Genomic DNA, 13,605 nt, shown 5'->3' on the forward strand with positions numbered 1-13,605 from the left:
ACTATTTATTTTCCTTTTAATTACCAGTATCTTACTATTGTAAGTATCGGATTGTTTTATGGTGAACCGCAGTCAAAATATAGAACATTATACCCGTCTTAGGGCCTTCGTGAAAGAGGCACCCCTTGAACCTGGGGTCTACCTCATGAAAGATGAAGCAGGGACTATCATCTATGTGGGAAAAGCTAAGGTACTGCGAAATAGGCTTACATCATATTTCAGCGGTGAAAAAGATGTAAAAACCCGAACCCTCCTTACCCATGTGCGTTCTATCGAAACCATCATTGTAGCCAGCGAATACGAAGCCCTGCTCCTTGAAAACACCCTGATAAAACAACACTCACCCCGATATAACATCAACCTAAAGGATGGAAAAACCTACCCGGTGGTCCGCATCACCAATGAAGATTTTCCACGATTGTTTCGAACCCGATATATTGTGCAGGACAGATCCCGCTACTTTGGCCCTTTCCCGAATGTTCAGGCCCTCGATACGATGCTGTATCTTATCGAAACCCTCTTTCCCCTGCGGAAATGCAAGGTGCTTCGGGACCGATCTCACCCTTGCATGTATTACCACATCGGTCGTTGCAGTGCTCCCTGTGCAAAAAAAATCAGCAAACCCGAATACCTGAGCCTCATTGAAAAGGCTATACAACTACTTACTGGAAATACTGAAGATCTACTTGTAAAGCTAACCAAGGAAATGGAAGAAGCCGCAGCCCAACTCCATTTTGAACGAGCCGCCCAATTACGGGACGCTATCAACAGCATTCAACAAATCATGGCAATCAGTACGGTTGTCGATTTTGATGAACAAAGCAGGGATTATATTGCCTGGGCAGAATCGGGCATTCTGAGTACCTACACTGTTTTTAGCATGCGGGGTGGCAAAATGACCGGAAGAGAACTCTACCGCACCCGTTCTGCAGCAGATTCAGAAGAGTCTTTAATCCAGTTTATGCTCGCGTACTACAGCCTTGATAGGCCTCCGCCGCCTCAGGTCTACATCAATCTGAATCTTACTATGATAGATACGATTGTTACAGCATTAAAAGAACGTTTTGGCTATGCACCGGAGATCCGATTGCCAGATGAAAAACGACATGAGGCGGTTCTTGCCATGGCATACCAGAATGCGAAGGAGGACGTACTCAAACGACAGAAGGAGCGTGGTGCTGGACCTGCTCTTGAGGAATTACAGCGAATCCTCGCTCTGCCTCGCTATCCCGAACGGATTGAAGGTTTTGATATTGCCCAATTAGGGGGTAAGCATACCGTTGCATCCCTTATTTCCTTTAAAAATGGGATTCCTGATAAAAAGAATTACCGTTATTTTAAAATTCGGAGTCTCCATGGAGCTATCGACGATTTTGGAGCCCTTCGTGAGGCCGTATCCCGGCGATATTCCAGGCTTTTGGCCGAACACGAAGAGCTTCCGGATCTTATATTGATTGATGGAGGTATTGGGCAGGTGAATGCCTCCAAAGGAGTTTTAGATGCCCTTAATATATCAGTACCTGTGGTAGGGCTTGCAAAACGGAACGAAGAACTCTGGCTTCCCGAAGCCAAAGAACCAATCCGTCTGGACGAACGGTCGGAAGCACTCAAGGTACTCCAACATGTTCGTGATGAAACTCATCGCTTCGCGACTGCTCTGAACCAACGGCTCCGAAGCAAGGACCTGTCCCTATCCCATCTGGTTGCAGTACCCGGTATCGGTCCACGAAAGGCCGCGACACTCATAAATCATTTTGGATCTCTTAAAGCCATTGCAGAGGCGAGCCCACAGGATATTATTCATCTGATTCATTGTTCCGAAGCAGTGGCCCTTGCAGTACAAAAAGCTTCAATTGAAGCAGAAATCAACCAAACCACCGTTTCAGAACAATTCGGCTACCATACACGCGTTGGTCAGTCAGATATCGCAGCCAGTCTCGCCGCAGAGGCTGCTGAATGGTATAACAAAGAGGGCAAGCAGGATTAATCCAGCTTGTCCCACTCTTGTTATCATATACCGTATTTAGTGTTTTTCTTTTATTTTCTCTTTTTCTTTAATAATCTTAGATTCCAGTTTATCCATCATTTTATCAATAGCTGCATTCAATTCAAAATCATTTTCCTTTACATGAACCGACACACCCCAACGGAAATTAACTGTTGCTTCTGCTGTAAAGTCCTTATCCTTGGTCAAGGTTATCAATAGATCTACAATCATATTTTCCGCATTTGGAATGCGGGCGATTTTTTTATCCAGATATTCTCTGGAACCATCCCAAAGGGTAAAATGAACGGCCCTTACATCGATGTTCATGCTTGCCTCCTATGGCGCGTATTATAACCGCTCCGAAGCGGCCTGAGCTGTTCCCTTAGGATCTGGTATAGGATGAACCTAGATCCAGTTCCTTTCGGTACTTGGCTACGGTTCTTCGGGCGAGCGGAATCCCCCGTCGTACGAGCAGATCCGCAATATCCTGATCGGACAGGGACCCCTCTTCACTCTGGATAATCTCACGGATGATTTCCTTTACAGCCTCCTTTGAATATCTGGAACCGGAAGAACCGGCTCCGCTAATAGAATTAGTAAAGAAATACCGTATCTCAAATATACCCCATTCAGTCTGGACATATTTGCCATTGGCAATCCGTGAGACCGTGGTCTCATGGACACCGATTTCCTGGGCTATGTCCTTTAAGGTGAGGGGGGCTAGGTATTTCGGCCCCTTAGCAAAAAAAGCCCGCTGGAATTCCACAATGGCCCGCATCACCTTAAGCAAGGTATGATTCCGTTGATTTATGGACCGTATGAACCAACGAGCTTCTTTGATATTTTCTCGGACAAAGTCCCGCACCGGTTTCTCACCATCCTTTCCATCGGAAAGTTTCATAAAAAAGGGGTTAATCCCCAAAACCGGTATCTCTTCATCATTTAATATAATAACAAATTCATCATTTTTCCTAATAACCTGTACATCGGGTGTTACATAGCGAACTTCGGAAGTATCGAATTGGCGACCAGGGAAGGGAGATAGTTCTTTAATATGTTCCAATATTTCTTTAACTGCTTCCTCGCTCCGTTTGATTTTTTTTGCCACCTCAGTAATTTTACCCCGTTCAAGCAGTTCAAGATGTTCTAGGGCTTCAAGTATACCATCGGGGGAATCGGGCATTAGTTGGGCCTGTACCATGAGGGATTCCTTGTAATTGGTGGTACAGGTTCCTTGAGGGTCAAGTCTACGCACTAGATCCAGGGCTACAGCAATCTTCGCGGGGTCTTCATTTTTTAGAAGTACATCAATCGGTTCTTTATGAAAACCATCAGCATCAAGATTCTGAATAAGGAGTTCCCCAATACGACGGACATCATCATCAATAGGCTGCAGCCTGAGCTGCCAGAGCAGGTGTTCCTGCAGCGTTTCAGGCCGGGATAGAGCTCCTTCTATAAATTTTTGCTGTTCATCCGCATCCTCATCGGTACCACGCCGGGTAAAACCGCTGTCGGATGTGGCTTCAAAATAATCATCCTCTTCTTTGACTTCTTTTATAGCTGAATCAAGAGAAATAGTGGTTTTGTCTTCGATAACTTCCAAGGCAGGATTTCGCTCCAGCTCTGCCTGTATGGTCTCCCGCAGATCAACGACCGGTAACGCCATCAGTTTTATAGACTGATAAAGCTGGGGGTTCATTTTCAGTCGTTGTTCTTGTATAAAAGTAGGCCTCTGAAGCTGCACTCAGCACTCCTTACATAACCGGTGGTCGAAACACATGATGTATCTTAACAACCAGTAAAAGATCTCTCTTTAAACTATTGTGTCATGGACCAAATTTGTCAAGCAACCGTTGACCATATGCAACCAGTAGCCTAGTATCTTGAGCGTCGAGAAGGAGAGTAGGATGAAAACTATAAAAGAGCGGCTTGATGCCCTTGGAACACATATTCCAGACATTTTATTACCTAATAAAGATATAGATCTTAAATCCTGGGCAGTCATTGCCTGTGATCAGTTTACTCAAGACAGTTTTTTTTGGGATGGCCTCGCCCAACAAATCGGGGAAAAACCATCTCTCCTTTCAATGATTTTCCCGGAAATATATTTGGAAGATACAGACAAAGCGGCTCGGATTATGAAGATCCGGCAAGCGATGAAAAAGGCTATTACATCAGACTATTTTGATGAACCTGTTCATGGTATGATTTATGTAGAACGGTCAACACCCCACCGACCCTGTCGGCGTGGACTGGTACTGGCCCTCGACCTGGAGCACTATGATTGGCATCCAGAGGCACAGCATCTCATTAGGGCTACTGAAGGCACCGTTCAGGAACGTCTTCCCCCTCGTATCGAAATCCGTCGAGGAGCCCCACTTGAAAGTCCTCACATTATAGTTCTCATCGATGACCCAGAACGTCAGCTTATAGAAGGCCTTGGAAAACGGGCAAAAACAAAACCATACCGATACAGCACCCAACTCATGGCCGATGCAGGTAGAATTACCGGTTGGGTACTTGATACTCAAAAAGACTTTGAATATCTTGCAGAACATTTAGAACGACTCGTACGGCAAGCAATTGCCAGAGATGGAAGGACAAGCCCATCCGCAGAACCTTTTCTCTATGCAGTTGGGGATGGAAACCATTCACTTGCTACTGCTAAAGCGGTATGGGAAGAATATAAAGCAACCCATTATCATGAACCGGATATTATGGAACATCCAGCCCGATATGCTTTGGTAGAACTGGAAAATCTCTATGATGAAGGTATTGAGTTTGAACCAATCCACCGTCTTCTCTTTGGGACTAGCTTGAAAGAAATTGAACAGCTCTTACAAAAGGAACTTTCAGCAAAAACTAAAATAATTGAAGACATTGGACACCTCACTGCATCCCTTACTGAGCCTTCAGCCCATACCATTCAGTATGGGCTGGTTTCGAAGGATGGCCTGAGGCTTATTTCAATCTCTGGTACTGCAATTGCTACTGCGCCGATCCAGCCAGTCCTTGACCGTTTTATTAGTGAAAATCAGGGAAAACTTACCATCGATTATATCCATGGGAGCCGGGAAACTACCAATTTATCCCTCGCCGCTCCAGACAGAGTTGGAATATTGCTGCCACCGGTGAGTAAGGGGGATCTTTTCGTAACCGTCGGAAAATCTGGCCCCTTACCCAGAAAAAGTTTTTCCATGGGAGAAGGGATAGAAAAGCGCTTCTATCTTGAATGTCGGAGGCTTTTTGTGTAATATAAGACCACATCGCCGGCGTGGTGAAATGGCAGACACGGTAGACTCAAAATCTACTGATCGCGAGATCGTATCGGTTCAAGTCCGATCGCCGGCATATGCAACAACGGGAGGTCCATTGAATGGACCTCCCGTTTTTTTTAGGACGAACTTGTACCGAAGGGGCCGCCGAACGAAGGTGAGGAAGAGGGGCCAGGATGGCCCCGGCAGGCCCCGCAGGCGGCCTGGAAGTCCGAAGCAGGATGCTGAGGACTGGAAGGCAAGTCCGATCGCTATCAAAAGTAGGATGGTTATTCAGAGAGATCTATTCAGCAGTATAGTAATGCAGAAAAGCTAAGGCATACTGCTGGATATTTTCAAAATAGGTTCGAATAAACAAGCTGAGTTCCACGCCTACAAACCGATAATGCCAGCTTTCCCATCGATAGCCAGTTACAGATTCCATATTTTCTGGATATGAAAGGGACCATCCATACCGCCAGGCATTTTGTTCCAGCCAGCGGCTCTGGGCTGTCTTTGCAAAGGAGTCATCGATACTCCCAAAATCGACAGCTAGCCCTAGCTGATGCTGGCTGTGTCCCGGTTTCGCAGATTCCCTATCAGCCGCTGCCTGTCCCATCGTTTTAACATTTCGTTCATAAACCTGTTTCTGGTACTGATAACTACGATAACAGGAAGAGACAACCAATGTCACCCCATCAACCTTTGCAGCTTGGGCCATACTATTAAGCGCAAGAGAGGCCGACTTTCTTAGTTGTAAGCCCGAACGGTTTAATAGATATGAACCACTGGTTAACGTAACTAAATCGCTGGGTTCGTATTCAGTGTCCAAAGCATGATGTTTATCGACCAAACGCCATAGATAGTGGTCTTGGGATGTAATTGTTGTAATTGCTTTAATGAAGTTTTCAGGATTGGCTCTCATTTCATACAAGAGTTTTTCTTGAATAGTTAGAGGCACTTTGGCAGCCTCAAGGGCTTTCTGAAGCTTTAGTTCTGCTTCCGCACTTCTCTTTTGAGCAGAAACAGGAATACAGCCCATCAATACAAAAAAAGACAAGATAATATAACGAAATATTTTCATCATTCTGCTATCGGACTTCGTTCAAAGAACGTATTATCGGAAAAAGTTCAGGGAAACCGGTAGAATCGATAGCCATCCTGACAATTTCACTGGGATTCATAATATAGAGCCGATGCCCCCGCTCTTGCCCTATCTCCACTGCAGACATGAGAACCCCAAGACCTGAAGAAGAAAGACTGGAAACTCGAGCCATATCTAAAACAAGATTCGTTCGTTCAATGAGATTATACACCCGTTGTTGAAAGTCACTGTAGGTATATGAATTCACCGTACCAATGATTTCAAGCATTACATAGGTATCCCCTTGACGTTCAGTAATATTGAGATGGTCCATATAACCTCCTATAAATTACATAAACTTTATAGCAAGTATCGTAATATCATCATTAATTTCCTGGGAGATAAATTCGATTACATCTTCATTCAAGAACCGGACTATACGCTCCGCTGAAAGGCTTCGATTTTCCAGAAGACTGGCCTGTAGCCGCTCTTTCCCAAAACGCACGCCCCGGACCGATTCTGCATCGATTAGACCATCGGTCGTTACCAACAAAATATCACCTGCTTTAAAACCTGCTTTACGCACGTTTATATAAGGGGCAATATCCTTAACAAATCCAAGTACTTTTCCAGCACCTTGAATCTCAACAGGATTGTTATAAGAGGAAGACAAAAGCAACATGGTAGGTATACCACAGTTGATATAATAGAGACTCCGTTCATTAAAATCGAATAATCCGATAAATCCTGCAAAGAAGGTCCCCCGGGGAAGGTATTCCTTTATAAAACCGTTTACCCGGATAATAAGGGTCTTAAAATCCTTCGTTTCTTTTAAATAGGTCCGTATGATTGATTTTAAAATAACCATGGACATACTGGCATTTAAACCCTTCCCCGATACATCTCCCATAACACAAATATAACGATCCTTGGTAAGTCGGATAAAATCAATAAAGTCACCACCCAACTTACGGGCAGAACGGGTCATAAAAGAAATATCCGCATGGGGGTGCTCAATCCTATCTATATTTTCCTGAAGAGATTGAATAATCTGTTCAGAGTATTCAAGCTCCCGGTCCACGGTCATAACGAGCGATTCCTGCGCAATATTTTTTAAATAATAGGCAGTAACGAACAGCTTCCCATAAATACGTCGTAATGCATCATAGTCATAATCGAGGAATTCTGCCCCATTTGATTTTGCTCCCAAGAGGAGAGCTCCAATAACAGATCGGCCATCCCGAAGCAGAACCAGAGCATCTGCATTATATTTATCCAGCAATGCAAGCAGCTCTTCCTTGACCGTGTGATAATCATAATTAGTGATTATTTCTGTTTTAATAAGAATCGAAACATCTTCATTTAATAGATGATCGATACCAGGGCTCTTTCTTGGTATGTAAGATTTTTCATCTTGCAAAGCATTAGAATTGGATCTAATTAAAACGAGTTGTTCTTCATCATTTTCAATAAAAAGATGAACCGATGAACAGCCCATGTTTTTTTGGATTCGTTGTAAAAACTCAGTGATTACTGCATCACGCCCCAGTGAATAGTCAAGTTTAGACAGGTCTTCTTCGAGCCGTTCTGCATAGGCGCCACGCCCCTGAAGTAGGGCTTTAAATCGAGCTCTGAGTTTTCTACTGATGACATCCACGACAAGGAAGATAACAACTCCGACAAAAAATAGGATTATAAATGATGAACCATGAAACAATAAATATGCTATTGTATAAAGTATACCGCTGATACCCCCAACAACAAGTGAATACAGGATAAATGAGAAGAGAGAGCTTGCAACCGCCCGTACATCAATAAGCCTTGTAATAGAAACCCCATACCCAAGAATTAATGCAAGCAGAGTTCCACCGAGCATCATAAATGGATAGGTCCATACAAGACCAAATTGAACGGGTAACAATACTGCAAGAGTAAAATTGATAACATATCCAATACAAAGCCCGATTATTACTAAAAGGGTTTGTAATTTAAATATTTGACTCCTAAAAAAGAGACGCCGTACAAATAGTATTATTCCGCTTATAATACCAAGAGAAAAACCACCTACAGTAACAGGAATAAATAAGGGGCCCCTCACATGAATCAATTCACCTGCTTCATAGGTTGCCTGAACTTCATATAAATCTGAAAAGAGAATAACTATGGCAAATCCTGCCCATAATAACAATCCCAAGGTTCGTAATACACTAAGATTCTTTTCATAGGGAAAAGAGAGAGCTAGTAAAAACACAAGGATATGCGTACCAACAATAGCGGACGCAGTTAATCGAATAAAAAATAGGGCGACTCCTGCATAACGTGATATAGCAGCTGAGTAACCAGCACCTAGACTAAAGGCTGCAACAGCCGCCGCAAAAAAATAATAAAATATTAATTGTGTATTCTGTGTATCAGATCGACGAAAGCGAACTCGAAAACCATATACAAGTAAAAACGCAGAAAGAGCATAATTTAAAATAGAAATTATCATTTTTTACTCCTGAACTTTTGCTACCAGAACTGTTACGTCATCTCGAAGTTTCGTCCCTGAGGCATGGGTAATTACCAGATCCGACAGTTTCTGGACAAATTCCTGAGCTGAACAGCGGGACTCCTCAACCACAAAATCTATCCAGCCTTCGGTGTCTCCAAGCATTTCACCCTGTTCATTACTAACCTCAGAAACACCGTCTGAAGCCATGAGAATAACATCACCAGGAAGAAGCTTCACTGTATCAACACCGACCGAATCAAGATCCAAAATGCCGATAACACTGCAGTTGGAACCAAGCCGACGAATCTGACGGCCTGCCTTTGTTTCTGAAATGATTAGAGGGTCAGCCATCGAAGCATTGATATAGGAAAGCTCCATTTTTTGGGTATCAAGCAATCCCAGAAAGAGAACGGTATATTTATCCTGCAGTTTCATGCCTTTAATTGCCCCATCTACCGTTCGTACCACCTGTTCAAGCTCATCCTTTTTTTCCATAATACGGATTGTATTCACAACAATACCCATGATGAGAGCCGCTGCAAGTCCTTTACCTGATACATCACCAAGCAAAAGGAGGGTGCGATCAGTGTCGATTGGTAGTACATCATAATAGTCACCGGAAACATTTACTAAGGGCTTGAAATAAGAAGCCAGCTCTACCTTTGGAATTTCGGGGAGTTTTTTAGGTAAAAAAGCTCGCTGTGTTTCGGCTACCATCGACCATTCCTTTGAAACAGCTGCAATTGCAAACATTTTTTCAATAGTTTCATTTCTTTTAAGGAAATTAGCATATTCAGCAAAAATCTCAGGGAATATTTCCTTATCAATATTCCTGACAAATCGCATAAATACATAACAATGAAGGTTTCCACTGACAAGAAAAAAGCCCCTTCCTATACGATGATTGGAAACTAAATCTAAATTGTCATCAAAAAAATAAATACCATCTTTCCAGGATTCATAATGACGAACCAGTTCATCGAATACATGCTGATCCATACCAATAATGGTTGGACTGTTATACACCATGTACCGCTTGGTCATTTCCATAAACATGATGGTACTATCAGCATGTTTTTCCAATATTTCACGAAAAGCACTGATTAGGTCTCCAATTGTAAAGCAAAATCGAAGCCGATCAACAAAATGAACTAATAATCGGGTATCTCCTCGATTATAAAACCAATCTTTAATCAATCCTTGAATTCGCTGATTGATATAATCATAAAAAAAACGGACAAGCACAAAGACCGTACCGGCTACTAACATTAAACCCCAAAAAGGAAGTTCACGGCTTAAAATTGGTGTTGCAACTGCAAAAACAACCATACTTATAACTAGAATGGTTGTCTCAAAAGTTTTTGCTATCGATCTATACATATTCACACCACCTTCTATTTTATACAGCCGGTTTTATACTATTGTCAATTTTGAATAATTTCCCTAATAAATGACATAAGAACCGAAAGGGCATTTTCGTTATGACCTCCCTCAGGGATGATAATATCAGCATAGGCCTTTGTCGGTTCTATAAACTCAAAATGCCCCGGTCGAACCACATTGATATACTGATCGATTACAGAATCAACAGTTCGCCCCCGTTCGTTAATATCTCGCTGAAGTCGACGGATAAAACGAATATCATCAGGAGTATCGACAAAAATCTTAAGATCAATAAGTTCCCGCACCAACTTATTTGTATAAATCATAATACCTTCAAAGATTATCAATTTTTTAGGTTCTATATGAACCGTTTCGTCTTTACGCCGATGATGAACAAAGTCATATTGGGGCATTTCAATGGCTTTACCAGCTTTTAGCGCAAGCAGATGCTCGATCAGCAAATTATTATCAAAAGCTTCAGGATGATCAAAATTAAAAGCAGTTATATTATTATTGGAGATGAATTCAGCAGATTTGTAATAATTATCCTGGGCAAGAAATACAAAATCAGAAAAAAGTTCAGAAATTTTCCGTACAATCGTTGTTTTTCCGGATCCAGATCCTCCACAGATACCAATGACTTTGCAATCACTCATTAAAAGAATGCCTCCGCAGGCCAGTATACCCTATGACTAGTAGGGACGCAACCAGGCCTGCAAAAAGACTACTTATTTACTGAATATTCCAAAACCGTTTAAAAAGACTAAAACAATAAGAGCTGGACTTATATACTTAATAAAACCATATACTGCATATATATAACATTTCTTCCCCTTTTCGGCAATTTCTAGCTCCTGGATAAGGTCAGATGCAACAACTCTCCAACCTGCGACAATAGCAATAGCAAGACCACCTAAAGGTAGAAGAAGATTCTGCTGTATATAATCCAGAAGATCAAAAATCACCATATTAAATAGTTTAACCTGTGCCCATGGTCCCAGAGAGAGGGTGGCCGGTACACCTAGGACGAGGATCCCTAAGGCGGTGATCAGTACTGCTGCAGATCGTTTTACATTCATTTTACCGCTCAACCATGCAACAGGAACCTCTATAAGACTGATCATTGCACCGGTAGCAGCCAGAGCTGAAAGCAGAAAAAAGAGCACCGTGAAAAGAGTACCCAGTGGCATTTTGGAAAAAACTGCAGGAATCGAAATAAAAAGGAGTGAAGGACCTGATGCTGGTTCAAAACCAAAGGCAAATACGGCAGGAAAAATCGCTAAGCCGGCAAGAAGAGAAACTAGCGTATCTGCTAAAGCAACCCTCGTGGCATTTGGAACAATCCTAACCGAATGTGGCATGTAGGAACCGTAGGTCGTCATGGTACCCATTCCGAGGGACAGTTTAAAGAACGCCAGGCCCAGGGCAGACAGAATGACCGCGCCGCTTAGCTTGCTGAAATCCGGTGCAAAAAGGAATTCGACACCTTTAAAAGCTCCAGGAAGGGTTAGTGCCCGGATATCACAGAGGAGTAATAGACCTAGGAGAACCGGCATGGTTAGTTTTGTAGCCCGTTCAATACCTTTCGATACACCAGCTACAACAATGAAGGATACAAAAATAAGCACCCCAATTTGCCATAGAAGAGGTTCTCCGGAACCACGTACCATTGATTCAAAAGCCTTGCCATCGAGAGGCCCCGTACCTGTAAGAGCAGCAACAAGGGACTTATAAATATAGGAAAACACCCAGCCAGCCACATCGGAATAAAAAGCCATAATAAAAAAGGCCGCCACAATACCCGCATAGCCAATTACAACCCAGAAACCTTCTTGTGGGACTACCGCCGCATAAGATCCAACCGCATCTTTCCGCATTTTTCGGCCAATCGCATGTTCTGCCACAAGAATAGGTAATCCCACTAGAGCGACCGCTAAAAGATAGGTAAGCACAAAGGCTGCGCCCCCATTCACCCCTGCAAGGTAGGGAAATTTCCAAATATTTCCCAGACCAACCGCAGAAGCAACCGTCGCGGTAAAGGCTCCAACCGATGATACAAACCCATCACGCTGTTTTTCCATAACTGATTCCCTCTCAGACTACAAAATTTAAAGACCTTTTTAACTCTGGAGATATTCTGAATAATTCAGTTTTTATAAGTCTCCTATCGATAAAAAAAGGCTTTATATACTACCATAAAGGCTGATAGCATATAAAGCCTATTAAAGTGCTTCAATATTGATAAAGTTATAGTCCTACGACTAATTATTCCTCAGTTCTGAGAGCGATATTGGCTGTGGTGATGGATCTTCTCCTTCTACTTTAGCAAGTTCTTCTAAAAGCTCCCTGCCCCGCTTGGATAGTTTAGTCGGAATCTGAATCATCAATTTGATGTACATATCACCCTTCCTGCCGCCTGAAGGAATACCCTCATCACGGATCCTGAGCATTTTTCCATTCTGAATACCCGCGGGGATTTTTACCTTTATCTTTCTATTATCTAGTGTAGTCACATAAAGTTCAGAACCAAGGGCTGCCTGGGTTATCGAAATTGGAACTGCACAATAAAGGTCAAGGCCATCCCGTTCAAAGTATTCATGGGGTTTTATCCGTATGAATACATACAGGTCCCCATAGGGCCCCCCATTAGGGCCTGCATCACCCTGATTGGGAATAACAACCCGTTTCCCATCCTCGACCCCAGGCGGGATAGTCACCATAATTTTTTGCTTTTTTCGCTGGGTACCAGTTCCACCACAGTCCCGGCAGGGGTGTTCAATGACATAACCTTCACCGCCACAGGTCGGACAGGGACTTGCTATTGAAAAGAATCCCTGGCTTCTGCGGATCTGTCCAGTACCGCCACAGGTGGAACAAACTCGGCGGCCCGAACCACCAGCAGCACCGGTACCATGACAGGTTGAACAGGCTTCATTCCGGGAATACTGAACCTCGACCTTCGTGCCAAACACAGCATCCTTAAAGGGAATCTCTAAGTCGTACCGAAGGTTAGATCCCTGCCGTAATCCTGATGAAGATTGGGATGAACGTCGTCCGCCACCGCCAAAAAAGGTATCGAAAATACCAGAAAAATCTCCGAAAATATCTTCGAAATCCCGGAAGGCCGAGGAAAAATCCTGCTGGCCTCCGCCCATGCCTTCCACTCCGGCGAACCCGAACTGATCATAGGCAGCCCGTTTCTGGTCGTCGGAGAGGACCTCATAGGCCTCGGTGGCCTCCTTGAATTTTTCCTCCGCCTCTTTATTACCCGGATTTTTATCCGGGTGATATTGGATGGCGAGTTTCCTGTAGGCCTTCTTGATATCATCCTTCGATGCACCCTTCTGAAGACCTAAGACTTCGTAGTAATCACGTTTGGCCACGTCGGCATCCTTTATTAAAA

The 13,605-nt window shown here is 43.3% G+C and carries 11 protein-coding genes and 1 tRNA gene; 3 read left to right on the forward strand and 9 right to left on the reverse strand.

Features of this window, described 5'->3' with window-relative positions:
- Positions 1-58: 58 nt before the first annotated feature.
- Positions 59-1,987, forward strand: coding sequence for an excinuclease ABC subunit UvrC (gene uvrC / locus SPICA_RS13810; protein ID WP_013970103.1), 1,929 nt, complete (start codon positions 59-61; stop codon positions 1,985-1,987).
- 36 nt (positions 1,988-2,023) lie between these two features.
- On the opposite strand, the gene hpf is transcribed toward uvrC, so the two are convergent.
- Positions 2,024-2,314 carry a ribosome hibernation-promoting factor, HPF/YfiA family gene (hpf, locus tag SPICA_RS13815; protein ID WP_013970104.1) on the reverse strand — a complete coding sequence of 97 codons (291 nt, stop codon included), beginning with the start codon at positions 2,312-2,314 and terminating at the stop codon, positions 2,024-2,026.
- A 55-nt stretch (positions 2,315-2,369) separates the two neighbouring features.
- Positions 2,370-3,731 (reverse strand): RNA polymerase factor sigma-54, encoded by a 1,362-nt coding sequence (gene rpoN / locus SPICA_RS13820; RefSeq protein ID WP_013970105.1) that lies wholly within the window; start codon positions 3,729-3,731, stop codon positions 2,370-2,372.
- 163 nt (positions 3,732-3,894) lie between these two features.
- On the opposite strand from rpoN, the gene SPICA_RS13825 reads away from it, so the two are divergent.
- Together SPICA_RS13825 and SPICA_RS13830 are read left to right on the forward strand one after the other, a co-directional pair.
- Positions 3,895-5,241 carry a DUF1015 domain-containing protein gene (locus tag SPICA_RS13825; RefSeq protein ID WP_013970106.1) on the forward strand — a complete coding sequence of 449 codons (1,347 nt, stop codon included), beginning with the start codon at positions 3,895-3,897 and terminating at the stop codon, positions 5,239-5,241.
- Positions 5,242-5,255: 14 nt separating this feature from the next.
- A tRNA-Leu gene (locus SPICA_RS13830) sits at positions 5,256-5,338 on the forward strand.
- A gap of 207 nt (positions 5,339-5,545) precedes the next feature.
- Here the strand turns inward: SPICA_RS13830 and SPICA_RS13835 are convergent.
- The 7 genes from SPICA_RS13835 to dnaJ form a co-directional block, all read right to left on the reverse strand.
- Positions 5,546-6,328 carry a M15 family metallopeptidase gene (locus SPICA_RS13835; RefSeq protein WP_156789692.1) on the reverse strand — a complete coding sequence of 261 codons (783 nt, stop codon included), beginning with the start codon at positions 6,326-6,328 and terminating at the stop codon, positions 5,546-5,548.
- A gap of 4 nt (positions 6,329-6,332) precedes the next feature.
- Entirely contained in the window at positions 6,333-6,659 is a 327-nt protein-coding gene (locus tag SPICA_RS13840) for an anti-sigma factor antagonist (RefSeq protein WP_013970108.1), read from the reverse strand.
- 15 nt (positions 6,660-6,674) lie between these two features.
- Positions 6,675-8,816 carry a SpoIIE family protein phosphatase gene (locus SPICA_RS13845; protein WP_013970109.1) on the reverse strand — a complete coding sequence of 714 codons (2,142 nt, stop codon included), beginning with the start codon at positions 8,814-8,816 and terminating at the stop codon, positions 6,675-6,677.
- Positions 8,817-8,819: 3 nt separating this feature from the next.
- Positions 8,820-10,199 carry a PP2C family protein-serine/threonine phosphatase gene (locus SPICA_RS13850; protein WP_013970110.1) on the reverse strand — a complete coding sequence of 460 codons (1,380 nt, stop codon included), beginning with the start codon at positions 10,197-10,199 and terminating at the stop codon, positions 8,820-8,822.
- Positions 10,200-10,243: 44 nt separating this feature from the next.
- Complete coding sequence (gene udk, locus SPICA_RS13855; RefSeq protein WP_013970111.1) at positions 10,244-10,858, reverse strand: uridine kinase; 615 nt, start codon at positions 10,856-10,858, stop codon at positions 10,244-10,246.
- A gap of 72 nt (positions 10,859-10,930) precedes the next feature.
- A complete protein-coding gene (locus SPICA_RS13860) occupies positions 10,931-12,283 on the reverse strand; it encodes a sodium-dependent transporter (RefSeq protein ID WP_013970112.1) in 1,353 nt (450 codons plus the stop codon).
- Between the two features lie 180 nt (positions 12,284-12,463).
- Positions 12,464-13,585 (reverse strand): molecular chaperone DnaJ, encoded by a 1,122-nt coding sequence (dnaJ, locus tag SPICA_RS13865; RefSeq protein WP_013970113.1) that lies wholly within the window; start codon positions 13,583-13,585, stop codon positions 12,464-12,466.
- Positions 13,586-13,605: the final 20 nt, after the last annotated feature.

The organism is Gracilinema caldarium DSM 7334 (genome assembly GCF_000219725.1).
Classification (GTDB): Bacteria; Spirochaetota; Spirochaetia; order Treponematales; family Breznakiellaceae; genus Gracilinema; species Gracilinema caldarium.

Coding starts and splice junctions, on each gene's coding strand:
- udk (WP_013970111.1), bottom strand. CDS start 10,858: ATGAGTGATTGCAAAGTCATTGGTATCTGTGGAGGATCTGGATCCGGA.
- SPICA_RS13850 (WP_013970110.1), bottom strand. CDS start 10,199: ATGTATAGATCGATAGCAAAAACTTTTGAGACAACCATTCTAGTTATA.
- SPICA_RS13840 (WP_013970108.1), bottom strand. CDS start 6,659: ATGGACCATCTCAATATTACTGAACGTCAAGGGGATACCTATGTAATG.
- SPICA_RS13860 (WP_013970112.1), bottom strand. CDS start 12,283: ATGGAAAAACAGCGTGATGGGTTTGTATCATCGGTTGGAGCCTTTACC.
- SPICA_RS13845 (WP_013970109.1), bottom strand. CDS start 8,816: ATGATAATTTCTATTTTAAATTATGCTCTTTCTGCGTTTTTACTTGTA.
- hpf (WP_013970104.1), bottom strand. CDS start 2,314: ATGAACATCGATGTAAGGGCCGTTCATTTTACCCTTTGGGATGGTTCC.
- SPICA_RS13835 (WP_156789692.1), bottom strand. CDS start 6,328: ATGATGAAAATATTTCGTTATATTATCTTGTCTTTTTTTGTATTGATG.
- SPICA_RS13825 (WP_013970106.1), top strand. CDS start 3,895: ATGAAAACTATAAAAGAGCGGCTTGATGCCCTTGGAACACATATTCCA.
- uvrC (WP_013970103.1), top strand. CDS start 59: ATGGTGAACCGCAGTCAAAATATAGAACATTATACCCGTCTTAGGGCC.